The organism is Armatimonadota bacterium, assembly GCA_031459855.1.
GTDB lineage: Bacteria > Sysuimicrobiota > Sysuimicrobiia > Sysuimicrobiales > Humicultoraceae > Fervidifonticultor > Fervidifonticultor primus.
Genome location: JAVKHP010000001.1, coordinates 1,686,543 through 1,709,506, shown reverse-complemented (window position 1 = coordinate 1,709,506; position 22,964 = coordinate 1,686,543). Strand labels below are relative to the sequence as shown.

The 22,964-nt window shown below is 70.8% G+C and carries 21 protein-coding genes and 1 tRNA gene; 3 read left to right on the top strand and 19 right to left on the bottom strand.

Features of this window, described 5'->3' with window-relative positions; all coding sequences use genetic code 11:
* Positions 1–10: 10 nt before the first annotated feature.
* The 12 genes from QN157_07785 to QN157_07730 form a co-directional block, all read right to left on the bottom strand.
* Positions 11–943 carry a D-2-hydroxyacid dehydrogenase gene (locus QN157_07785; protein ID MDR7555492.1) on the bottom strand — a complete coding sequence of 311 codons (933 nt, stop codon included), beginning with the start codon at positions 941–943 and terminating at the stop codon, positions 11–13.
* The gene (locus QN157_07780) at positions 940–2,067 is read right to left on the bottom strand and encodes an FAD-binding oxidoreductase (protein MDR7555491.1); all 1,128 of its coding nucleotides are present in this window, start codon (positions 2,065–2,067) and stop codon (positions 940–942) included. Before QN157_07780 ends, QN157_07785 begins: the two co-directional genes overlap by 4 nt.
* A 9-nt stretch (positions 2,068–2,076) precedes the next feature.
* Positions 2,077–2,994, bottom strand: coding sequence for a dihydrodipicolinate synthase family protein (locus tag QN157_07775; GenBank protein ID MDR7555490.1), 918 nt, complete (start codon positions 2,992–2,994; stop codon positions 2,077–2,079).
* A 36-nt stretch (positions 2,995–3,030) separates the two neighbouring features.
* Complete coding sequence (locus QN157_07770; protein ID MDR7555489.1) at positions 3,031–4,059, bottom strand: ABC transporter ATP-binding protein; 1,029 nt, start codon at positions 4,057–4,059, stop codon at positions 3,031–3,033.
* 8 nt (positions 4,060–4,067) lie between these two features.
* Positions 4,068–4,964 carry an ABC transporter permease gene (locus QN157_07765; protein MDR7555488.1) on the bottom strand — a complete coding sequence of 299 codons (897 nt, stop codon included), beginning with the start codon at positions 4,962–4,964 and terminating at the stop codon, positions 4,068–4,070.
* Positions 4,965–4,973: 9 nt separating this feature from the next.
* Positions 4,974–5,984, bottom strand: a complete 1,011-nt coding sequence (locus QN157_07760; protein MDR7555487.1) for an ABC transporter permease — start codon at positions 5,982–5,984, stop codon at positions 4,974–4,976.
* 9 nt (positions 5,985–5,993) lie between these two features.
* Positions 5,994–6,998, bottom strand: a complete 1,005-nt coding sequence (locus QN157_07755; GenBank protein ID MDR7555486.1) for an ABC transporter ATP-binding protein — start codon at positions 6,996–6,998, stop codon at positions 5,994–5,996.
* Positions 6,999–7,059: 61 nt separating this feature from the next.
* The gene (locus QN157_07750) at positions 7,060–8,658 is read right to left on the bottom strand and encodes an ABC transporter substrate-binding protein (protein ID MDR7555485.1); all 1,599 of its coding nucleotides are present in this window, start codon (positions 8,656–8,658) and stop codon (positions 7,060–7,062) included.
* Positions 8,659–8,717: 59 nt separating this feature from the next.
* The gene (locus tag QN157_07745) at positions 8,718–9,719 is read right to left on the bottom strand and encodes a succinylglutamate desuccinylase/aspartoacylase family protein (GenBank protein ID MDR7555484.1); all 1,002 of its coding nucleotides are present in this window, start codon (positions 9,717–9,719) and stop codon (positions 8,718–8,720) included.
* Between the two features lie 30 nt (positions 9,720–9,749).
* Positions 9,750–10,913, bottom strand: coding sequence for a mandelate racemase/muconate lactonizing enzyme family protein (locus QN157_07740; protein MDR7555483.1), 1,164 nt, complete (start codon positions 10,911–10,913; stop codon positions 9,750–9,752).
* Entirely contained in the window at positions 10,910–11,980 is a 1,071-nt protein-coding gene (locus QN157_07735; protein MDR7555482.1) for a hypothetical protein, read from the bottom strand. Before QN157_07735 ends, QN157_07740 begins: the two co-directional genes overlap by 4 nt.
* A 58-nt stretch (positions 11,981–12,038) precedes the next feature.
* Positions 12,039–13,391 carry a M20/M25/M40 family metallo-hydrolase gene (locus tag QN157_07730; GenBank protein ID MDR7555481.1) on the bottom strand — a complete coding sequence of 451 codons (1,353 nt, stop codon included), beginning with the start codon at positions 13,389–13,391 and terminating at the stop codon, positions 12,039–12,041.
* A gap of 533 nt (positions 13,392–13,924) precedes the next feature.
* On the opposite strand from QN157_07730, the gene QN157_07725 reads away from it, so the two are divergent.
* Positions 13,925–13,999, top strand: a tRNA-Ala gene (locus tag QN157_07725).
* A 61-nt stretch (positions 14,000–14,060) separates the two neighbouring features.
* Here the strand turns inward: QN157_07725 and QN157_07720 are convergent.
* The 7 genes from QN157_07720 to QN157_07690 all read right to left on the bottom strand — a co-directional run bounded on the left by QN157_07720 (position 14,061) and on the right by QN157_07690 (position 20,961).
* Entirely contained in the window at positions 14,061–14,246 is a 186-nt protein-coding gene (locus tag QN157_07720; protein ID MDR7555480.1) for a hypothetical protein, read from the bottom strand.
* 318 nt (positions 14,247–14,564) lie between these two features.
* Complete coding sequence (locus QN157_07715; protein MDR7555479.1) at positions 14,565–15,593, bottom strand: ABC transporter substrate-binding protein; 1,029 nt, start codon at positions 15,591–15,593, stop codon at positions 14,565–14,567.
* Positions 15,590–16,435, bottom strand: coding sequence for an ATP-binding cassette domain-containing protein (locus QN157_07710; protein MDR7555478.1), 846 nt, complete (start codon positions 16,433–16,435; stop codon positions 15,590–15,592). Before QN157_07710 ends, QN157_07715 begins: the two co-directional genes overlap by 4 nt.
* Positions 16,423–17,214, bottom strand: a complete 792-nt coding sequence (locus tag QN157_07705) for an ABC transporter permease subunit (protein ID MDR7555477.1) — start codon at positions 17,212–17,214, stop codon at positions 16,423–16,425. Before QN157_07705 ends, QN157_07710 begins: the two co-directional genes overlap by 13 nt.
* 45 nt (positions 17,215–17,259) lie before the next feature.
* On the bottom strand, positions 17,260–18,237 hold the full coding sequence (locus QN157_07700) for an ABC transporter substrate-binding protein (GenBank protein MDR7555476.1): 978 nt from the start codon (positions 18,235–18,237) through the stop codon (positions 17,260–17,262).
* Between the two features lie 113 nt (positions 18,238–18,350).
* Positions 18,351–19,589, bottom strand: coding sequence for an amidohydrolase family protein (locus QN157_07695; protein ID MDR7555475.1), 1,239 nt, complete (start codon positions 19,587–19,589; stop codon positions 18,351–18,353).
* Positions 19,590–19,659: 70 nt separating this feature from the next.
* The gene (locus tag QN157_07690; protein MDR7555474.1) at positions 19,660–20,961 is read right to left on the bottom strand and encodes a M20/M25/M40 family metallo-hydrolase; all 1,302 of its coding nucleotides are present in this window, start codon (positions 20,959–20,961) and stop codon (positions 19,660–19,662) included.
* A 444-nt stretch (positions 20,962–21,405) separates the two neighbouring features.
* On the opposite strand from QN157_07690, the gene QN157_07685 reads away from it, so the two are divergent.
* Both QN157_07685 and QN157_07680 read left to right on the top strand, forming a co-directional pair.
* Positions 21,406–22,167 (top strand): cyclase family protein, encoded by a 762-nt coding sequence (locus QN157_07685; protein ID MDR7555473.1) that lies wholly within the window; start codon positions 21,406–21,408, stop codon positions 22,165–22,167.
* Entirely contained in the window at positions 22,164–22,949 is a 786-nt protein-coding gene (locus QN157_07680) for a cupin domain-containing protein (protein MDR7555472.1), read from the top strand. The genes QN157_07685 and QN157_07680 overlap by 4 nt, the downstream gene beginning before the upstream one ends.
* Positions 22,950–22,964: the final 15 nt, after the last annotated feature.

The window sequence follows — 22,964 nt, the reverse complement described above, 5'->3', positions numbered from 1 at the left end:
CTCGACAGCGTCACGGCGTGGCGTAGCTGCCGCCCCGCGCGCGCAGCCGGCGCAGGTTCTCGAAGAACGCCTCCAGCGTCTCGTGGGGCTGTGTGTGCCCGGCCAGGTGCGGGGTGACGATCGCGTTGGGCAGGCCCCAGAGCGGGTGCCTGGCGGGCAGCGGCTCCTGCTCGAACACGTCGAGCACGGCCCACGCGGGCCGGCCCTGCTGCAGCGCCGCGACCAGCGCGTCTTGCTGCACGACGGCGCCCCGGCCCATGTTGATGAAGACCGCGTCGTCGCGCATGGTCGCGAACTCGACGGGGCCGAACATCCCCCGGGTCTGGGCGGTCAGCGGCACGGTGACGACGATGAGGTGTGCGGCCGCCAGCGCGTCGTTGAGGCGCTCGCGCGGGTAGACCGCCTTGATCCCGCCCGCCTGCCCTGGCCGGGCGCGCCGGCCCACGCCGATCACGCGCATCCCGAAGGCCCGGCCGACCTTCCCCACCGCGCGGCCGATCGTTCCCACCCCGACGAGCAGCAGCGTTCTGCCCAGCAGCCACCATTGATCGAACGACTCCCAACGCCGCGCCTGCTGCTGGCGCAACACACGGACGACATCCTGGCTGATCGCCAGCGCGTAAGCGAAGGCGTACTCCGCCATCCGCGGGCCGAAGGTGCCGACCAGACGCGTCAGCCTGACGCCGCAGCGCAGGTGCGGCGACCCGACGAAGTGATCGACGCCGGCGGCCGTGACCTGAATCCAGCGCAGCCGCCGCGCCTGTGCGAGCGCCTCCATCGGGAACCGCGACGTGGTCAGCAGCGCGTCGGCCTCCCCGATGAGGCCCGCGACCTGCTCGGGCTGCACCGCCAGGCGCACCTCCAGGCCGGGCTCCCGGCGCCGCAGCTCCTCGGCCAGGAGCGGGCCGAACCTGGGCTGGTAGATGAGCGCGGTCTGGATCACGCGCCCCTCCCGGTCTCGACGAAGCGGTGCAGGCCGAACGGCTCGACCGCGCGCGGGGTGCGCCTCGTGCGGATCATCTCCGCGAGCATGCGGGCCATGAACGGCCCCATCGTCCATCCGCCAGGGCAGCACGCCATCAGATAGGCCCCGGGCAGCCCGGGTACCGGCCCGACGAGCGGCAGGTTGTCCGGCGACCGGCCGTCGATCCCGGCCCACGCCCGCAGGATGTTCAGGTCCGCCAGCGCCGGCACCGCGCGGACCGCCAGCTGCCAGTTCCCCATCAGGTGCGGGAAGGTCGGCCAGACGCGGTAGGATCGGTAGTCGCCCTCGCCCTGCCAGCCGCCGCCGATCACCACCGTGCCGACCTGGAGCTGCTTCATTGTGAGCCTGTGGGAGGCGTGCGTGATCATGTGATGCATCACCGGGGCTACCCGCGGCGTGACCGACAGGATGTTGATCTTCGGCCGCAGCGGGACCGGAGCGCCCAGCGTGGTGGCCAAGTCGCGCGCCCACAGGCCGGCGGCGACCACCACCCGGCCGGCGCGCACCGGCCCGCGCGAGGTCTGCACGCGGAAACCCGTGCGGTCGCGGGTGATCGCCGAAACCTCGGTGTGGGTCCAGATCGTGCCGCCGCGCCGGCGCACCGTCGTGGCGAGCACGCGCATCGCTTGGAGGACGTCGCAGAACCCGTCCTCCGGGCACCAGTTGGCCGCCACGATGCCGGGCCCCAGGTACGGGGCCACCGCCCTGGCCTCGTCCCCGGACATGAAGGTGACCGGAGCGCCCAGGGCCCGCTGCACCCGGTACGACTGTCTGAGCTCCTTCACTTCCTCCGGCGTCTCTGCCAGCCGGAGGCCGCCCGTGCGCACGTATCCGAGGTCGAGGCCGTCGTGCTCGAGTTCCTGCTGCAGCGCCTGCCAGATCGCCACGGCCTCCCGCGCAATCGCAACGAAAGGCGGGAGTTTGTTCTGCACCGCGCACGATCCGGCGTTGTTGCCCGACGCGCCGGCGCCGATCTCCCGGCGCTCGACCACCAGGACCCCCCGGCCCTCGCGGAGCATCTCCAGGGCCGTACAGACGCCGACAACGCCGGCCCCGACGATCAGGACCTCGACCTCGTCCACCGCAGCCTCCTACGAGGGCACCGCAGCCAGCAGCCCGAGCGCCGTCAGGACGCGCTCCAGGCGCTGCTGCTCCTCTGCGGTCAGCGGGAGCAGGGGCTCGCGGGGATAGCCGCCCGGCCGGCCGACCAGGTTCATCGCGGCCTTCAGTGACGCTGGGAAGGTGCCCACGCCATGGATCGCCTCGTCGAGGGCGATGCACCGGTATTGCAGGGCCCGCGCGGCCGCGACGTCGCCGCGGCGCGAGAGGCGGAAGAGCTCGATCGCCTCCCGGCCCATCACCTGGGGCTCGACGCTGCTGACGTACCCGTCGCAGCCCATGGCGATCGCCGGGAAGCCGCGCGTGACCGAGTGGCCGGCGAAGATGCGGATCCGGTCGCCCACCAGCGCGACGGCCTGGGTCACGTCGTCGAACGACGGCGCGCTCTGCTTGATGGCCACGACCTTGTCCACATCGGCCAGCCGTTGCAGCAGCTCGGGCCCGATCCCCACCGCCTGCCGCTTGGGGATGTTGTACACCAAGATGGGAAGGCCGATCTGGTCGCTGATCGTCTGGTAGTGCGCGGCGATCTCCCGCGGCGAGGGCAGCGCGTAGAACGGGGGCGTAATCATGACGCCCTGGGCGCCGGCCGTCTCCGCCGCGCGCGACAGCTCAATGACCTCCGAGGTGCGGATCGCCGAGGTCCCGCAGATCACGGGCACCCGGCCCGCGGCCGTCGCGACGGCCAGCCGGTAGAGCTCGATGCGCTCCCGCCGGTCAAGCGCCCAGAACTCGCCCGTGCAGCCTGTGACGACCAAGCCGTCGATGCCCTCGTCGATGAGCAGGGTCAAGTTGCGCACGAACTTCTCTGCATCGACGCTGCCGTCCGCCGCAAAGGGCGTGACCACGGCGTTGAAGTTCCCCTCCCAGGTGACGCTGTGCCGGTCCATGCGATCTCCTCCTCCCGAGGTGTCGTATTCCGATTCCTAGACGGCGACATCCTGCGCGTTCAACTGCGCCGCCCGCTGCCGCTGAGCCGCGAGAAACCCAGCCGTGCGGTCTGCGAAGTGGCACCGCGCCGCCTGTCCCAGCTGCACCGCCGTCACCGGCGGGTCGATCTGGGCGCAGACCGCCTCGGCCATCGGGCACCGGAAGCGGAACATGCACGCCTGCGGCGGCTCCAGCATGTTGGGCACGGTGCCCGGGATGACGTGGATCGGACGGTCCTGATCGACCCGCAGCGTGGAAGCGATGAGCCCCTGCGTGTACGGGTGGCGCGGGTCGGAGAACAGGGCCTCGACCGGGCCCTCCTCCACGACGCGGCCCGCATACATGACGGCCACCCGGTCGCACGTCTCAGCGACGACGCCCAGGTCGTGGGTGATCAACACCGTCGCCGTGTGCTCGTCCCGCACCAGATCCGTGATCAGCCGCAGGATCTGGGCCTGTAGCGTGACGTCGATCCCGGTCGTCGGCTCGTCGGCGATCAGGAGGGCCGGCCCGCAGGACAGCGCCATGGCGATAAGCACCCGCTGGCACATGCCGGTGGACAGCTCGTGGGGGAACGCGCGCAGGACCCGGGCGGGATCGGCGATGCGCACTTTCTCCAGCATCTCGAGGGCGGCCCGGCGGGCGGCGGCCGGCGCGGCCTGCTGGTGCACCCGGATGTAGGTCACGAGTTGATCCCCGATGCTGAAGAGCGGGTTCAGCGCCGCGCGCGGTGACTGCGGGATCATGGCGATGTCGCGACCGCGGATGCGCTCCAGCTCCTGCTCGGGGAGGGCGAGCAGGTCCTGCTCGCGGAACCACACCTCGCCGGCGACGATCCGGCCCGGCGGCCGGACCAGGTTGAGGCTGGCGTACGCGGTCACTGACTTCCCGGACCCGGTCTCGCCGACCAGCCCGAGGATCTCGCCCGGCCGGACCGAAAGGTCCACGCCGTTCAGCGCGTGCACCGTCCCCCTGAACGTCTCGAAGTGCACCCGTAGGCCGCGGATGGTCAGCAGGGGCATCATCTGCGGGCTCACCGCCGCTTCGGATCGAACATGTCCTGCAGACCGTCGCCGAGCAGGTTGAAGCCCAGAACGGCCAGGAAGAGGGCCAGCCCCGGGAAGAACGACATCCACCACTCGCCGAAGACGAGGTGCCGGGAGCCCTGCGAGACCATCAGCCCCCACTCGGGCGTCGGTAGCCGCACGCCCAGGCCGATGAACGAGAGACTGGCGGCCAGCAGCAGCGCCCACCCGGCGTTAAGGGACCCCTGCACGTACACCGGCCCCAGGCAGTTGGGCACCAGGTGCCGGAAGATGATGCGCCAGCGCGGGTTGCCGAGCACGCGCGCGGCGTCGGCGTACTGGCTCTCCTTGACAGAGAGCATCTGGGCCCGGACCAGCCGCGCATAGATGGGATAGTTCACGAAGGCGATGACCAGGATGATGTTCGTCAGCGACTGTCCCGTGGCGGTGACGATGGCCAGCGCCAGGATGTAGCTGGGGAACGCCTGCTGGCTGTCCAGCGCGCGCATGACGATGTCGTCCACCACGCCGCCGAAGTAGCCGGCCACGGCACCGAGGGGTAGTCCTACCAGGATGGCCAGGGTCACCGAGGCGATGGCCACGTACATGTCGACCCGCGCCGCAGCGATGACGCGGCTGAACACGTCCATCCCCAGCCCATCCGTCCCAAAGAGGTGCGTCCGGCCCGGGGGCTGCGCCTGGTTGACGGGATCTGGCGCCAGCGGATCGTGAGTAACGATGGCCGGCGCCAGGACCGCCAGGGCCAGGAAGAACAACACGATCCCCAGCCCCACCATCGAGAGGGGGTTGCGGCGGAACAGGTAGGCCATGTGGCTCCAGCGGCTCTTGAGGCGCGTCCACCGGCGGGCGGCGCTGGCGATGGCGGTGGTCTCGACGGTGACCATGGGCGCGCCTCAGTACCTGATCCGCGGGTCGATGGCGAAGTAGACCAGGTCGGTGAGCAGGTAGACGATGACCTTCACCCCCGCGGCCAGCAGCGCGAAGGCCTGGACCGGCGCGTAGTCGCTCTGCATGGCGGCATTGACGGCCCACAGCCCCAGCCCGGGCCAGGCGAAGATCGTCTCGATAATCACCGCCCCGCCCAGCAGGAACCCGACGATGATCCCCAGCAGCGTGATGGGCGGCAGCAGCGCGTTCTTCAGCGCCAGCCGGAAGTAGATGGTGCGCTTCGGGATCCCCGCGGCAAGCGCGAAGCGCACGTACTCCGACCCCAGGGCCTCGATCATGCTCGAGCGGGTCAGGCGGGTCAGCGGCGCCATGTTGATTAGGGCCAGGCTGATCACCGGCAGGGCCAGGTAGCGCAGCACGACGAGAAAGCCTTGCCAGTCGCCGGCCAGCAGCGTGTCTACCGAGTACATGCCGGTGATGGTGGGCGGCGAGAAGCCCACCGGGCCCCGGCCCAGCGGCGGCGGCGCCCATCCGAGCTTGAAGAAGAGCAAGTAGACCAGCAGCAGGGCGAGCCAGAAGGAGGGTAGCGACACGCCCACCAGGGAGACGATCCGGGCGACGTGGTCGACCAGCCCGTCGCGCCGCACCGCGGCGAACACGCCCAGCGGGATGGACACGAAGACGCAGAGGGCCAGCCCCAGCAGTGTCAGCTCGAGGGTCGCGGGAAACCGGTGCCGGATGTCCGCCGTCACCGGGTTCCCGGTGTGGATCGATGTGCCCAGGTCCCCGCGGACCACGCCCTTGAGGTACCCGATGAACTGAGCGTAGACCGGCTTGTCCAGCCCGAGCTCCCTGCGCACCGCGTCGACCGTGATCTTGTCGGCGTCGGCCGGGACGAGCAGGTAGATCGGATCGGCTGGCAGGATGCGGGCGACGATGAATGTCACCACCAGGACCCCGAGCATCACCGGCGCGAGGAAGAGCAGGCGTTTGACCGTGTACTTGAGGAGGCGCATAGGCGATCCCTAGGGCACCCGCACGTGACACGCCACGTAGTGCCCGGCCCCGGCGGGCCGCAGCCACTGCGGCGTCGTCGCGCACTCCTCGCGCCGGATGGAACACCGCGAGTAGAAGAAGCACCCGGCCGGCAGGCTGAGGGGGCTCGGCACCTCGCCGGGCAGGATCAGGCGCTCGCGGCGGGCGCGCGGGTCGGGGATGGGCACCGCCTGCAGCAGCGCCTCCGTGTAGGGGTGGCGAGGCCGGCGGAAGATCTCTTCGGTGGAGCCCACCTCGACGACCATCCCCAGGTACATGACCGCCACCCGGTGGCAGATGTGCTTCACCACGCTAAGGTCGTGCGAGATGAAGACGTAGGTCATGTGCAGCCGCTCGCGCAGCTCCTCCAGCAGACGGAGCACCATCCCCCGCACGGACACGTCGAGGGCCGAGGTGGGCTCGTCCAACACCAGCAGGTCCGCGCCGGTGGCCACGGCCCGCGCGATGCCCACGCGCTGCTGCTGTCCGATGCTCAACTGGTGGGGGTAGCGGTCGAGGTGCTCGTCCTTCAGCCCCACCAGGGTCAGGACCGCCACGATCCGCTCCATCCGCTCCCGCGGCGTCAGCCTGAAGTGCAGGTCGAGGGGCTCGCCGACCATCTCCTCCACGGTCATGCGGGGGTTGAGCGAGTCGGTCGGGTCCTGGAAGACCATCTGGATGCGCCGGCGCAGCGGCCAGAACTGCCGGTCGGTCAGGCGCGTGATGTCCTGGCCGTCGAAGACGATCCGCCCGCCGTCCGGCCGGAGCAGCCGGACCAAGCAGCGGGCGGTGGTGGACTTCCCGCAGCCGCTCTCGCCCACTAGGCCGAGCGTCTCGCCCCGCCGGACGTCGAACGTCACGCCGCTGAGGGCGTGGAGGCGCCACCGCCGCCATCCAGCGCCCTTCACCACGAAGGTCTTGCGGAGGTCCTCCACCCGCAGGATCGGCGCCTCGGGGACGGCCAGGTCCGGCACCTCCAAGTGTACCGCGATCACGCCCATCGCCGCATTACCGGACCGGCGCGGGGGCCGGGCGAACCGCCCGGCCCCCGCGCCCTCACTTCTTCTGGACGAGCCAGAGGTGGTGCAGCTCGGTGTTCTGATGCACGTAGCGATCGATGTTCGCGCGCACCGCCAGGTTGAAGTTCGGCTGGGCCACGGTCACCCAGCCCACGTCGTCGATTACAAAGTTCTGCACCTGCTCCAGAAGCCGCAGCCGCTGCTTCTCGTCAGCGGTCTCCAGCGCCTTCGCCAGCATGTCGTCCACCTGGGCGTTCTGGTAGTTGCTGACGTTGGTGTGGGCCTTGCTCTCGAAGCTTAGGCTGAGGATGTAGAGCGGGTCGGGCACCCACCACAGGGCCTCGTAGAAGAAGAACGCGATCCGCTTCGCCCGGGTCTCGGTGTTGAACTGCGCCGATGGCATCTTCTGGATGTTCACCCTCAGGCCGAGCTGCTCCAGGTTGGCCTTGTACAGCACGGCCAGGTCCTCGTGGGTCTGGAACTTGGCGTCCAATGTCAGCGCGATCTCGGTGCCGCCCGGCACGCCGGCCTCCGTGAGCAGCCCCTTCGCCTTATTGAGGTCGGTGGAGTACGCCGCGACTTTGCGCGCCAGCGCGACGCCGGTGGGCACCGGCCCGTTCAGCCGGCGGGCGTCGCCGCGGAAGACCTGCTCGATCGCCGTTTGGTACGGGAAGGCGAGCGCCATCGCCTTGCGCACCTTCACGTTATCGAAGGGCTTGATAACCGGGTTGATCCCGACGTACAGCATGTTCTGGCTGGGGTATGACAGGATCTTAACCCCCTGCACGCTGCGCAGTCGGTCGATCTCGCGGGGGGGCATGTCCAGCGCGATGTCCACCTCGCCCCGCTGCAGCAGCAGGGCCCGGGTCTCGACCGAGGGCACCACGCGGAGGACGATCTGGTCGACGGTCGTCTTCTCCCAGGTCTGGTTCCCCCACCAGTCGGGCCAGCGGTCGAAGACCATCTCCACGCCGGGCGTCCACTTGCTGAGCCGGTAGGGGCCGCCGCCCACGCAGTTCTTCTTCAAGTACTCCTCGCCCCAGGGATCGCTGGCGCCGGCCAGCTCCTTGACCCGCTTCGAGTCGTAGAGGTTGCGCTGGGTCATGACCGACTTGAACAACAGCGGGGCGACGCCGGCCGCGTTGATCTGCAGGGTGTAGTCGTCGGGCACCGCCAGGTCCTTGTTGGCCTCGAACCGCCCGAGCGTGCGCTCCAGCGTGTCACGCTTGAACGCCTGGCGCCGCTGCATCGAGAAGACGATGTCGTGCGCCGTGACCGGGTTGCCGCTCTGGTGCTTCAACCCGCGCTTGATCTGGAAGGCGTACTGGTACCGCCCGTTGGGCAGGGCGCGCTCCTCCCACTTCTCGACGATGCGGGGCACCAGGACGTTCGTGTCGACGGTCCACAGCCCGCTCTTCAACTGCACGGGCTTGAACGCAAGATACTGCCAGTCGGTGCAGAGGATGATCGCGTTCTTCGAGGGCCCCAGAGCCTTCTCGTTGTCCAGACTGTCGATGTCGCCCGCCTGGGCAACGACGAGCACCTTCCGGCCCTGGGCCGCGGTGCCTGGCGCCAAGAGCGCCGGCACGCTCAGGACGAGTACCAGGCCTATGGCCACCAGACGGATTGCCACCATGCGTCTCCCCCCTCGCAGAGTCCGGTGCTTCGCTCTCCGATTGACCCACACCCCTTCCATCACGCCTGCTTCCTGAACACGTACGCGATGCTGTCGCCCTCGGTGATCACCCAGGACTGAGGCAGGCTGCCGCCGAGGAACGCCCAGCAGTAGCCGTCGACCGGCATGGGGATCTCTTCCAGGACCTCGCCGTAGCAGTCGAGGATCGTCGCCACGCGGTCGCCGGCCCGGATGAACTCCCCCGGCTTCCGGTGCACCTTGAGGAACCCGCCGGCGTTGCTGCGCAGCATCCCGTGGAAGACGTAGTCGCCCTCCAGGATCGGCTCGGCCCCGGTCTGCGGCTCGGGCTCGCCGGGCAGGATACCCACCGCCTTCGCGCAGTTCAGGATGCCGCGCGTCCCGACGCTGGTGATGCTGTCCCAGAGGAAGTGGTTGCCGGCGAGCTCGGGCGTGATGCCCGGCTTCCCCCGCTGGGTGGCGAAGTCCCGGATGCTGCTGGCCGTCGTCTTCACCATCTCGATGACCGTGACGCCGAACGCCCGGGCGAACCGCTTCGCTTCGGCCTTGCTCTTCTCGTCCGGCGCCAGCGAGACGCAGGTGAGGACGAACGGCATGGAGGGCAGCGGGTTGGCGTGCATGTCGATGACGTAGTCGGCCGCCTCGATGGCCTGCTCGATACCCGCGGCCATGCGCTGGGTCACCGTGCCGCGCGCGTTGGCGGGGAAGTAGATGGGGCTGGAGAGGTTGATCGAGTCGTGGGGTGTGATGTACGTCCCGAGCTGGACTGCAAGCGGATTGGCCACGGTGACCCCGATCACGCGCCCGGACATCTGGGACGGATTCATCTGCTTGAGCGCGTCCAGGAGCGCGCCGATGCCGCAGACCTCCCGGCCGTGCACGCCGGCCGTCACCAGCAGGGTCGGCCCATCCTCCCTGCCGTTCACGACCACCGCCGGGACCCTGACCTCCTGCGAGTCGCCCAGGCGGAAACGGGCCACTGCCCCGCGCCCGACCTCGCCGGGTCCGACCGTGATGTCGCCGATACTGAACCTGCCTGCCATAGCCGCCGGCCTCCTCGTCAGTCTGCCGTGCTACGCGTACCTGAACCGCGCCACCGTCTCCTCGTTCACCTCCACCCCCAGCCCCGGCCCCTCAGGAACCTCGACGAACCCGCCCCGCGCGCGGATTGGCTCGCGCACCAGCTCGCGCCGCAGCGGCGTCTCCAGCACACAGTACTCCAGGTAGGGGCACTCGGGCAGCACGGAGACGAAGTGCAGCGTGGCCGCCACCAGGATGTCCGTGCTCCAGCAGTGGGGCAGGACGGTGACGCCGCGCGCGGCCGCAAGCCCAGCGATGCGCCGGCACTCGGTGAACCCGCCGGCGCGGGCTAGGTCGGGCTGGACGATGTCCACCCGCCCGCGCTCGATCAGGTCCTGAAAGCCGAAGCGCGTGGTCTCCTTCTCGCCGGCGGCGATCGGCAGGGCCACGGCGTCGGCGAGGCGCGCGTAGCCGTCCAGGTCGTCCGGCGAGAGCGGCTCCTCTAGGAGGAAGGCGTCCAGGGCCTCCAGACCGCGTGCCAGCCTGATCGCGCTCTCCACGTCCATGCCGTAGCCGACGTCGATGAGCAGGTCCACGTCCGCCCCCACCCGCTCGCGTACCGCGGCCACCATCGCCAGGTCCCTGGCCACGTCCTGCCCCAGGCTGCCCCACCCGAGCTTCACGGCCCGGAAGCCCTCAGCGTGCCAGCGTAGCGTCTCCTCCGCGGCCTCGGCGGCGTCCTCCGGCATCAGGGTGCTCGCGTACGCCGGGACCCGGCTGCGCCGGCGCTCGCCCAGCAGTTGCCACACCGGCTTGCCCTCGGCCTTGCCGACGAGATCCCACAGGGCCAGATCCAGCGCGCTGATCGCGTGGATCACGGCGCCGCGCCGGCCGTAGACCGTACTGTACCGGTAGAGCTTGTCCCAGATGCGCTCCCGGTCGAACGGGTCTTCGCCAATGAGCAGGTCACGCAACCCCTGGGCGTAGATGTGGGAGGGCGGCGCCTCGATAATCGCCTTCAGCACCCAGGGCGCCGTGTGGGCCTCGCCGACGCCGACGATCCCCGCGTCGGTGTGGACGCGCACCAATAGCGTGTCCTGTGTCCCGTCGGCGATGAGCCTGACCTCGGGCAGCCGGAGGACGATGCACTCCACGCCGGTGACGCGCATGGCCAGCCCGGTCCCTGCCGCCCGGGGCAGCATCGCGGCAGGGATCACGCCAGCCCCTCCGCGACGATCCGTCCGTGGTCCAGGATCTGCTCCCCGTCCAGCCACAGCGAGTGGTTGAGGACGACGCCACCAGAGTGCTGCGGGATCGGCCAGTCGGTCGTGGGCCGGTTGCGGCCGCCCAGCCCGCTGTTGCGGACCGGGGTGTCAAAGATGTTGTGGCCCAGGTGGATCATGACGCTCCCGTAATACGACTCCCAGTCGGCCACGGTGAAGTGCGGCCCGCTCCAGTGCGCCTTCTCGTGCGTTCCCCAGCCGATGTGGGCGATGCGGTAGTGCTCGGGGCGGTTGAGCCTGCGCAGGAAGTCCTCGTACATGCCTGCGATCCGGCCGCCCTCGATCCGGACGATCCGGCCGCCCTCGAAGATGAACCGGACCCGCTCGAAGAGCAGGTTCGCGTAGGAGCCGAGGAAGAGCCCCAGCGAATCACCGACGTCGAACACCAGGACGCCCTCGGTCTGGTCCTCCTCGGGCGCGCAGGCCACCAGCCCGAACCCGTAGTTGTCCCACCGGCCCGGCTCGTCTACCAGGCCGATCTGGGCGTGGCCCTTCCGACCCTGCTTCCGCACCGTCAGGTCGGTGCCGGCGTCAGAGGTGATGCGCAGCGTGTGCGCCACAGCCATCCGCTCGGCCCCGGCCCGCGTCCGGGCGATCATCGCCTCGGACGGGAAGAGCCGCCGCATCATCATCTCCTCGCCGTTGACGTCGAGCCAGCGCACCCCGGCGAAGAGCACCTCGTGGACCGCCTGGGTGTACATGCTGATGTCCGCCACGGCCCGCAGGGTGTTGACCCGCACGACCATATCGGCCGACTTCAGGATCTGGTGCGCGTAGGCGCCGAGCTGCACCGGGTTGATCCAGTCGGCGCCGTCCGTGAGCGGCGGCAGGACCAGGCGCACGGCGTCGGCGCGCAGCCGGCCCAGCGCCGTCCGGAACCCCTCGAGCACCCGGTCGTCGTAAACGTGCGTGGTCACCAGGCAGACCTTCTCGCCGGGCCTCACCTTCGAGAGCGTCAGGATCGCCTCACAGAGATCAGAGATGTCGTTGGTCCGCGTCATCGTGCCTCCTCGACCGTCAGTGTGCGCTCCTTATCGTGAGCCCCTCACCATGGGCCCCTCACCGCGTGCCGCCCAGCCGGGCGAACAGGCGGCCCGCAAAGCGGATGCCGAGCAGGTAGTCGCTGATAAAGATGTTCTCGTTGGGCCCGTGGATGTTCGCCCCAGCGTGGTTCATCCCGCCGATGGAGATGCCGGGGATCTGCAGCGGGCCGCAGACCTGGAACATCGGGCCGGAGCCGGGCGACGTGGGGTAGAGCGCCACCGGCTCGCCGTACGTCTCCTCCGCCGCCGCGAGCGCCTCTGCGACCAGCGGGTGATCCGGACGGCAACGGAAGGGTGTCAGCCGGTCGACGGGCTCGAGCTCCACGTCGGCGAAGCCAGCGCGGTCCAGGTGCACCCGCAGCAGCCGGGCCACCAGGTCGGGCGTCAGGTCGGGGACTAGGCGGATCTCGATCTTGGCCTGCGCCTCGGCCGGGAGGACCGTCTTCCCGCCGGGGCCCGTGTAGCCGCCCCACAGGCCGTTGATCGTGCACGCGGGCTCGAACAGGTGACGCCGCAGGGCGTCGCGGCCCCGCAGGCCGCGCACGAACCCGCGGATGCCGAACTGCTGGTGGATCCGGTCGTCATCGAAGGGGATCCGGTCCAGCAACGCCAGCTCGGCGGCGCCCGGCGACCGCACCTGGTCCGATAGCCCCTCGATGGTGATGCGGTCCTCCGGATCCTTGAGCGTGCCCAGCGCCCAGACCATGCGCCAGAGGGCGTTGGGCACGAGCGTGCCCCACATCGAGTGCTGGTCCTGCCGGGCGGTGCGCAGGCGGACGTTGAACGACGCTAGGCCCTTCTGGCCCAGGCTGCCCATCGGACGGCCGGTGGCATCGCGGCCGTTGCCTTCCCACAGCGCTAGGTCGGCGCGCAGGTCTGCGAGGTGGGCCTCCACGAAGGCCGCCAGGTGAGGGCTGCCGATCTCCTCTTCGCCCTCGATCAGGAACCGCACCCGGACCGGCAGGTCGCCGGCCGCGTGCCGGTAGGCCTCCACCGCCTGGATGCGCGCCATGACCGGACCCTTGTTGTCCGAGACACCGCGGGCGTAGACGCGGCCGTCACGCGCCTCGGCCCCAAACGGGTCGGAGTGCCACTCGGCCAGCGGGTCGGCCGGCTGCACGTCGTAGTGCCCATAGATCAGCAGGGTGCGCGGGCCGCGGCCGACCTCGCCCAGTACCACGGGCGAGCCGCCCGGGACGGGCACCACACGCGCCGCCGCGCCGGCCTGCGCCAGGCGTGCGGCGACCGCGTCGGCAGTCTCAGCGACGGCCCGGCCCTCGGCGGCGACGCTGGGGAGCCGGCAGAACGCCTGCAGCTCGGCGACGAAGCGCGCCTGGTTGTCGGCCACGTACGCGTCGAACCCGTCCATCTACCCCTTGGTCATCCGGCCGCCCGGCCGACCCCGCCAGTCAAGGAGGACGCAGGAATTCCGTCAATTATATGGTTTGCAACATATTCGCCGTCAAAAGCGAGATTCCTGCCTGGGCCGGATCAAAGAATCCGGGGCGGCCTGCCCCGCAAAGCGGAGGTGACTGAGGTGGCGACGCGCGGCTTTCCACCGGTAGTGAAGAAGTTCCCGCTGACCTCGTCGGGGGCGACCGACCTGGTCCCCCTGTTCCGGAAGAAGCTGGGGCTGTGTGCGGTGCGCCAGGGGAGACGATCCTGCTGTTCACCGACTCGCAGTTCAACCCCACTACGTTCCCACAGCGAGGCCCTGGCCTACTTCGGTGTGAACCTCACGGCTCCATAGGCAGCAGCGTCGCGGTCTGGTCTCGCAATGGGGGCCAGGACCCATTCCGGTCCTGGCCCCCTGGCTTGCAGAGGGGTGGTTCTCCAGGCGCCTGACATTCGGAGCCGTTGCTCGAACCGCCGGCGTCCCGTAAGATGAGTGACGGCACGACGGGGGACGTAGCTCAGCGGGAGAGCACCTGGTTTGCAACCAGGGGGTCGGGGGTTCGAATCCCCTCGTCTCCACCACGTAGCGCCCGCCGTCCAGGCAGATCTCGTCGCCTCCAGCAGGCCAGCGCTGCCGGCGCCGCTACTTCCGCCCTGCCTGGAGGGTCCGCCGTACCTCGGCCGCCCGCGCCGGCGACTGCCGGGCGAGTTTCTCCAGCAGCTTCTGCCGCTCGTCCTCGGTCCGCGCCGCCTGCAGGCGCGCCAGCAGCTTCCTGATCTTCCTGCGCCGGTGACGCCGGCGCCGCAACTCCCGGTCACGCTCGCGCACGGTCTCCTCCCCTCACGGCCCGTGTAGTCAAATGGCCTATCCCGCGCGCCTCACAGCGACGCCCGTGCGGCGTCGCAACCGACCACAGTGCGTGTGCGCCGTGCGGTCTGCGCTTGCCCCGCCTAATGTCATAGTACACTTGTTCAGCGAGAGCGGCGCTAGCCCCGGGCGCCTCGCGCCCTGCGACTCGTACTGTGCCGACAGCGTCGTTCGACCACACGGCCAGGGGCCGCATCGCCATGGCCCCGCTGGCGGCCCTCGGAAAGCCCTGCGACGGGTGCGGGCGCGCCCTGCGACGCCTACCCGCCCGGCACACCATCACGGCCGGTGGATCACCCCGGCGTCCGGCAGACGCTCGACCACGCCCGCGTCCACCGCGAGCCGAAACATCTGCTCGATCGCGCTCCGCTCGCGGCCCCAGGCCGGGTAGACCTCGAACTGCAGCCGCCGGTAGAGCACGGCCTCCTTGAAAGCACCGGCCGGCAGGCCCGTGGTGCGGGCCACGATCCGGTCGGCCTCGTCGAGGTTCGTGCGCACGAACTCCTGGAACCCGGCCAGCATCTTCACCACCGCGTCCACCTGCCCCGGGGCGCGGCGCACCACGTCGTCCCGCATCCAGACGATGAGCTCCCACCCGTCGTTGCCGGTCATCTCGCGCCAGGCGCGCCGGCCGTTGAAGATGATGCGGTAGGCGGTGCTGTCCCGCATGGCCAGGGTGGCGACGGGCTCGATGAGCATGGCGACATCGACCCGGCCCGCCGCCAGCTGGGCCCGGGCCAGCGGGAACGGGGCCTGCACGACGGTCACGTCGCGGCGCAGGTCCAGGCCCCTCCAGCGGGCGTAGATCGAGAGCAGCAGGAACTGCTGGGACCCCATGTCCGCCGCCAGGGTCTTTCCCTTCAGGTCGGTGACGCTGCGCACCTCCGGATGCCGCGCGATCAGCACCAGGTCGCTCGGGCGCACGAGCGTCGCCACGGCCCGCACCGGCACGCCTTCCAGGCGCATCCGTTGCAACACGTTCGGACCACCACCGAGCATGTCGACCTCGCCCGTGGCGATGGCCGCGTAGTAGGCCGAGATGGTGGCGAACGGCACGGTCTCCACGTCGAGGCCGTGGGCTCGGTCGAGTCCGGCCTCGCGGATGACCGCGCCCACAAAGGTGCTGATGGCCGGGAACGACAGCACCGCCATGCGCAGGCGTGGCCGCTGGGCCGCCGCCGGCGGGTACGCCAGCAGCACCGCCACCAGCGTGACGAGCCCGACCACGAGCGCACGCCACCACGCCCCGCACGACCCGCGCGCACGTCCGCCCCCGCGCATCTCGTCCTCCTCCCCGCCGCAGGTCACCCCAGCCGGCCTCCTTCCTCCACCCCCACGCCCCGTCCCTTGTTGAGCATCGCCTGGATCATCTCCCGGGCAGCCGCCCGGTCGCCTCCTGCCAGGGCGTCGGGCCGCACGTCGGCCAGCACCGTGGCAGGACGGCCGAAGACCAGCACGCGCTGCCCGACGGCCAGCGCCTCCTCGATCTGGTGGGTGACCATGAAGACCGTCTTGCCCTCGGCGCGGGCCAGGTTCAAGAAGTCCTGTCGGATCTGGCTCGCCGTCACCTCGTCGAGGTGGCCGAACGCCTCGTCGGCGACCAGGATCTCGGGGTTCACGGCGAAGGCCCGCGCGAGGGCGACGCGCTGGCGCATGCCGCCGGAGAGCTCACCGGGAAACGCCCCCAGGAACTGGTCCAGGCCCAGCCGGGCCAGCCATGCCTCCGCCACCTCGCGCCGCCGACGGGGCTCGACGCCCAGGATCTCCAGCCCCAGCTCGACGTTGTGCAGCACCGTGCGCCAGGGGAGCAGCCGATCCTGCTGGAAGACGGCGGCGATGCGCCCGCGGAACGCGGCGAAGTCGCCGTAGGGCGTCAGCCCGTCGATCTCGATCGCGCCCGCCGACGGCCACTCCAGCCCGATGAGGATGTGCAGGAACGTCGACTTGCCGCACCCGGTCCGCCCGACGATCGCCACGATCTCGCCGCGCTGCACGGTGAAGTCCAGCCGGTCGATCGCCACGACCTGGACCCCGGTGCCCTTCTGCCGGTAGACCTTGCGCAGGGCGCGCACGGAGATCGTCCCGGCCCCGCCCCGGCCCCCCGGGGCGTGCGCGCCGCCGTCGACGCGGGCCGGCGTCACTCCCGCCACAGCAGCACCCGCCGCTCGATCTGCCCGACGACCATCTGGGTCGCCAGGAGGATCAGCACCAGCACCACCGTCCAGGCGAAGACGTCGGCCACCGAGAACAGCTCCTGGGCGATGACGAGCCCGTACCCGATCCCCGTGGTGGCGCCCACCAGCTCGGCCATGGTCACCACGCGGATGGCCAGGCTGAGGTTGATCTTCCAGGAGGTCAGGATCGCGGGCACCACCGCCGGCAGGATGAGCTTGGCGAAGAACTGCGTGCGCGTGGGCCGGAACGCCCGCAGCATCTCCCGCAGGTCCTTGCTCACCCCGCGCATGGCGTCCAGCACGTCGATGAGGAAAATGGGCGCGCACACCACGACCAGAACGAACGCGATGCGCAGCTCCACGCCGCGAAACCACAGGACGGCGAACAGGATCCAGCAGACGACCGGCACCGCCATCACCAGGCGGACCAGCGGCAGGACGTAGCGCTCGATGGCCTGCCACTGGTACATGAGGACCGCGGCCAGGATGCCCAGGCCAAACGAGAGGACCAGCGCCACGGTCACGCGCGCCACGGTGATCGTGACGAACTCCAGGCGCAGGCCCAGCAGCGCCCGCCAGATGCGCGGCCACGACGGCACGGCGTAGGGGGGCAGGAAGAGCGAGGCGACCTGCCAGGCGACGGCGAACAGCAGGAGGGCGATCAGCGTCTCGCGGGGGATGCGGCCGGCCCGGGACACCCGGGCCTCCAGGGCTTCCACCGCTTCGGTCTGGGCCACGATCCCGGGTCGCTGCATCGCCGTCGTCCCTACCGGCCGGACGCCGTCGGTCGCCCCACGGGCTCACCGCGGCGGCTGGTAGATGATCCCCGCGTCGGGCAGGCGCGGCAGGATGCCCTGGTCGACGCCGGCCTGGAACATCTCCTGCAGCGACGCCCGGACCGCGGGTGTCCAGGCGGGCCGGACGTCGTAGACGATGCGACGGAAGAGCACGGCTTCCTTCAACACGCCCGCGGGCAGGCCGACGCTCTGGGCGACGATCCGGTCGGCGTCGTCGAGGTTGGTGCGCAGGAACCGCTGCCCCTCCTGCAGCGCGGCCAGCAGCCGTGCCACCGCCTCGGGGGTGCGTCGGGCGACGTCCTCCCGCACCTGCACCACGAGCTCCCACCCGTCCTTGCCGGTCAGCTCACGCCACGCTGCGCGCCCGTTGAGGATGATCCGGTACTCGGTGCTGTCGCGCAGGGTCAGCGTCGCGGTCGGCTCCCACGTCATGGCCGCGTCCACGCGGCCGGCGGCAAGCTGGGCACGGGCCAGCGGCGGCCCGGCCTGCACCACCGTGACGTCGCGGCGCAGGTCCAGGCCCTTGCTCCTGGCGTAGATGGCCAGGATCTGGAACTCCGAGGAGCCCATGTCGGCCGCCAGGGTGCGGCCGCGCAGGTCGGCGACGGTGCGCACCTGCGGGTTGCGGGAGATCACCACCATGGCCGCCAGCCCCACGTACGACGCCACGATCTGAATCGGCGCGCCCTCCAGGCGCAGGCGCTGGTAGACGTGGGGACCGCCGACCCCTGCGTCGACTTCGCCCGTAGCCTGGGCGGCGTAGAAGGCCGAGACCGCGCTGTACGACACCGGCTCCAGGTCGAGGCCGTGCGTACGGTCCAGGCCGGCCCCCTTGACGACATCGACCATGACCGTGACCAGTGACGGGAACGCGAGCCGTGCCATCCGCACCCGGACCAAGTCCGGCGCCGGTGCCGCGCTTGCGCCCGCTGTGACCACGACCAGCAGCGTTGCTGCGATCACCATGCCTGCACGCCGCATGCCCCTCCCCTCCTCCATCCAGCACTCCCGCACGCGCTGCACCTGCGCCGGGCCACGCTCGCCCCCCGCCCGTGCCGGCGGCCAGCATGCCAGGCTGCCGCGGCGGGCGGCGCCTACCCCGGGACGGCCCACCGGTGGTGCGCCTGCCAGCTCCAGGCGGTCAGGACCCGCCCGTCCTTCAGCACGTACGCCGGCGGCTGCTGCCACCGCAGGATCTCCTTCGCGCTCGCGGCGCGCCAGACGTTCAGGTCGGCGCGGTCACCCGGCTGGGTCCCGTAGCCCTCGCGCCGCAGCGCCCGGGCCGCGTTCCCGGTCACCATGTCGAAGCAGCGCTCGATCTCGTCCGGAGAGGTCAGGTGCGCGGTGTGGGCCATGAACAGCGCGACCTCCGCCTGGCTATTGCGGCCGAACGGGTAGTAGGGGTCGTTGACGTCGTCCTGGCCGGAGACGACGTTCACCCCGGCGGCGAGCAACTCCCGGACACGGGTGATGCCGCGTCGGATCGGCTCGCGGTCGCGCCGGCCGGCCAGCACCAGGCTGATGTGGGGGTTGCTGCAGATGGTGATGCCGGCCTCGGCGACCATGCCGACGACCTTGGCGGCGTAGGTGTCGTTGTAGGCCGCTAGCGCCCCGCAGTGGCTGGCGACGACCCGTCCCCGGTACCCGGTCTCCAGGGTCTTCACCGCCAGGTACTCCAGGCTGCGGGCGTTGGGGTCGTCGGTGTCGTCGACCAGCATGTGGATGTCGGCGTCGCAGGCCTGCGCGATCTCGAAGACGATGTCGATGTGGCGCCGCATGTGCTCGTCGGTGCGCTCGTACCAGGGCAGTCCGCCGACCACGTCGGCGCCCAGCGCCATCGCCTCGCGCAGCAACCGGTCGGTGCCGGGATCGCGCACGATGCCTTCCTGCGGGAAGGCTACCACCTGGATGTCGGCGATGCCGCGGTAGCGCTCGCGCAGGGCCAGCAGCCCGCGGACGGCGCGGAGTTCCGCGTGGCTGTCCACGTCGGCGAAGGCCCGCAGCACGGTGGTCCCGTACGCGACCGCAGCCTCCACCACCGGCCCGGCCCGGCCGACGATGTCGTCGTCGGTGTACGCGCGCTTGAACTCCCAGGTGATCTCGATCGCTTCCTGCAGCGTCTGGGAGACGTTGGGGCGCATCACGTCGCCCAGCATGGTCTTGTCGAGGTGTACGTGGGGGTTCACGAACGTCGGCGTGACGAGGCCGCCGGCGGCGTCGATCTCCTCGCGGCCGCGCTCCGGGATGGCCGGGGCCACCGCCGCGATCCTGCCCCCGGTCACGGCGAGGTCCCACAGCCCCTCCCGGCCGCGCAGGCGTCCGCGGCGGATCACCAGGTCGATGGTCGTGCCTCCTTTCCCTGCGTGGTCGTGCCCTGCGTGGTCGTGGCCGCCACCGTCCGGCTCATCCCTCCGCGCGCCGGGCCGGGCGCGGCTGGGTGCACACGTCGAGCGCGATCAGCGCATACGCCTGGGCCGCCCGCACCATGTCGTCGATGCGCATGGCCAGCTGGCCGCCGCCCACGCTCGGCCCGGGCCCGTACATGACCGACGGAATGCCCGCCGCGTTGAAGACGTTGACGTCGCGCCACATGCTGGTGTATGGTGCCGCCGCCAGGCCCGGACGGCCGCCGATCAGCCGTTCGTGGGCGCGGCCGATGGCCTCCACCAGGGGCTCGACCCCGCGCCCTTCGTAGCCACGGCGGTAGACGTAGAGTTCGACCTCGCCGGGCACTCCTGCCGCGCGCAGCACGGCCTGCAGCTCTTCCTGGACGTCCAGGGGGTCCTGCACGGGGGTGATGCGCACGTCCACGTAGAGCGTACAGACCCCCACGGTCTTGGTGATCTTCCACGGCACCCCACCGCGGATCGCGCCGATGTTCACCTTGGGGACCACGGTGCCGCCGGGAGACTCGTACCGGTGGCGGCGCTCGTACTCGGCCGCCCAGGCCTCCAGCCGCTCGATCACCCGCGCGGCCCGCACGATGGCGCTGGGGCTCTCCTCCAGCGGGGTCGGGCGCGTGATGTAGGGCGTGTACAGGGGAAAGTCGCTGCCGTACACCGTGACCTTGAAGAAGGCTTTCCCCGCCTCGACCCACCCCAGGGCGAAGTCGGTGCCCTCGGCCACCAGGGCGAAGTCGGCCACGGTGCCGTGCTCGACCAGGTAGCGGGCCCCGGTCTCCTTGGCCAGGTAGTGCGGGGCCACAAACTCGTCGACAGGTTCCTGCCCGATCTCGCCGGCCACCATGGTGAGGATCAGGTCGCCGCGCAACCGCACGCCGCTCTCGTGGATCGCCTTGGCCGCGATCAGCCAGCAGGCCATGGGCCCCTTGTTGTTGCAGACCCCGTTGCCGATCAGGTAGTCGCCGTCGCGCCAGCCGCTGTGGAAGATCGGGTCGGCGGCGCGCGGGGTCACCCAGAGCTCGTCTTTGGCGATGGTGGTGTCCATGTGGCTGTTGAAGATGAGGCTGCACCCGCCCCCGGTACCCCGCAGCCGTGCCACGACGTTCGGGCGGTCGGGGAGCAGCGCCACCTTGCGGGGCGCGAGCCCCCAGCTGGTCAGCGTCGCCACCAGGTAGTCGGCCACCGGGCCTTCCTGGCCCGTGGGGCTGTCGATGTTGGCCAGGTCCAGGGCGAGCGTGACGAGCTCCTCGCGGTCGATGCGGGCCAGGACACCTTCCGCCTCCGCTGCGGAGACGATGCTCATCGGCCACCCCCTCGCGCGCCGGACGGCGATCGGCCGGGCGCGCCCTTTCAACCTGGCTTAAACTTCGCCTCCTCGGGGCGTCCCCTCCTGCCCCGGTCCCACCCGTAGTGCGCTGCCGCGCCACGACCGCACGGCCGGGCACCGCCATCGCCACGGCCGGGTTTCGCGGCCACCACGCTCGGACACAGTGACCACACGACCGGGCACCCTCACTGCTACGCTCTGGGCACGGCGCATCGTGGGGTGCGCGCTGGCGACGGTAACCGCACGCTCCGCTGCCATGACCACCACGCTCGGGCATCGTGACCGCACAACCCAACCCCGGAACCGCCACGACCGGGCACCGCGATGGGCCTGCGCGGGACACCGCACCCTGCGACCGATGCAGGACATCGCCCGCGTCGTCGTCAATCACTCCGTGAAGACCACGTTCGAGGGATACCGATGCGCCTGGTCGACCTCAGCCATCCCGTGACGATCCACTCGCCAGGGTGGGTCGGCTACCCTGGCCTGAAGCTGTGGTACCTGCAAACGCACCAGACCCACGGCATCGTGAGCCAGATGATCGAGACGCCCCTGCACCTCAGCACCCACCTCGACGCGCCCATGCACGGCATCTCCGGCGGGGCGGACATCGCCTCGCTCCCCCTGGACCAGCTCGTGGGCCCTGCGGCCGTGGCCGACGTGTCCGAGGTCGGAGAGTGGGGCGTCTACACCCCGGAGCTGGTGATGCAGAAGGTGGACGTGCGCCCGCGCGACATCCTCATCCTCCACACCGGCTGGCATCGGTACTACGCGGGCATGTCGGAGGAAGACCTGGTCAAGTACTTCTGCAAGCACCCGGGCCCCGACCGCCGGTTCGCCGAGTGGGCGGTCGAGATGCGCTTCCGCTGGATCGGCGTCGACTGCGGCTCCGCGGACCACCCCATGAACACCTCGATCCGCTGGAAGCGCCCGGACCTCGCGCGCGAGTACGAGCGACGGTTCGGGGTCAGCGTCGAGGAGCGCTTCCCGGAGGAGCACCTGTTCGTCATGCACCACGAGCCGTTTCGCCACGGGGTAGTGCACGCCGAGAACCTCGGCGGCGACCTCGCGCAGGTCCTCAACCGCCGGTGCGTGGTGGGCGCCTTCCCGTGGAAGTTCGTGGGCGGGGAAGCGTCGATCTGCCGGATCGTCGCGTTCCTCGACGTGGAGGTGCCGGCGTGAGCGCGATCCGCGTCGCGCGCCTCGACGACGCCCCCGAGCTCCCGCTGGCGGCCGGCGGCGGACGCGTGCGGGCCCTGCTACGGCCCGAGGTCGGAGCGCGCGAGCGGGCGCTCCTGTACGTCGAGCTGCCGGCGCAGGCTGCCACCGCGGTCCTGTGCCATCCGTACGAGGCAGCGTACTTCGTCGTGCACGGGGCGGGCGCCGTGCACGCGGAACCCGACGGGCCCGCGCATCCGGTGCGCGAGGCCCAGATGCTCTACGTGCCGCCGGGGGTCGCCTACCGGCTGGTCGGACCGGCCGTCTTCGCCGGCGGGCCGTGCCCACCAGACCCGACCCTCTTCGCCGGCGCGGGAGGCACAGTCGACCTCGCCGACCCTGCGGGCAGCGTCCCGCGCGGCTACCCGCCGGCCGCGCTGCGCATCTTCGATCCGCTGCAGGACGGCATCCCCATGCCCATAATCGCCCGCCGGTCGTGGCTGGTGATCGCCCCCCACACGGGCGCGCGGTATGCGGTGATGAACCTGGTGGAGCTCGCGCCGGGCGAAGCGAACCGCCCCCACGTGCACCCGACCTCCGAGGACAGCCTGTTCGTGCTGGCGGGCTCCGGGTGGGCCCACGACCTCGATGCGGGTGAGCGCGTGGCGCTCCACGCCGCGTGCGCGCTGGTGGTCCCACCGGGCGTGCGCCATGTGGTGGAGGCCGGCCCCCAGGGCATGCGCAGCATCGGCGGACCGGTACCCCCCGACCTGGAGATGCTCAGGGCGATGGGGATGGCGGTGTAGGATGCTGTGCCGCCA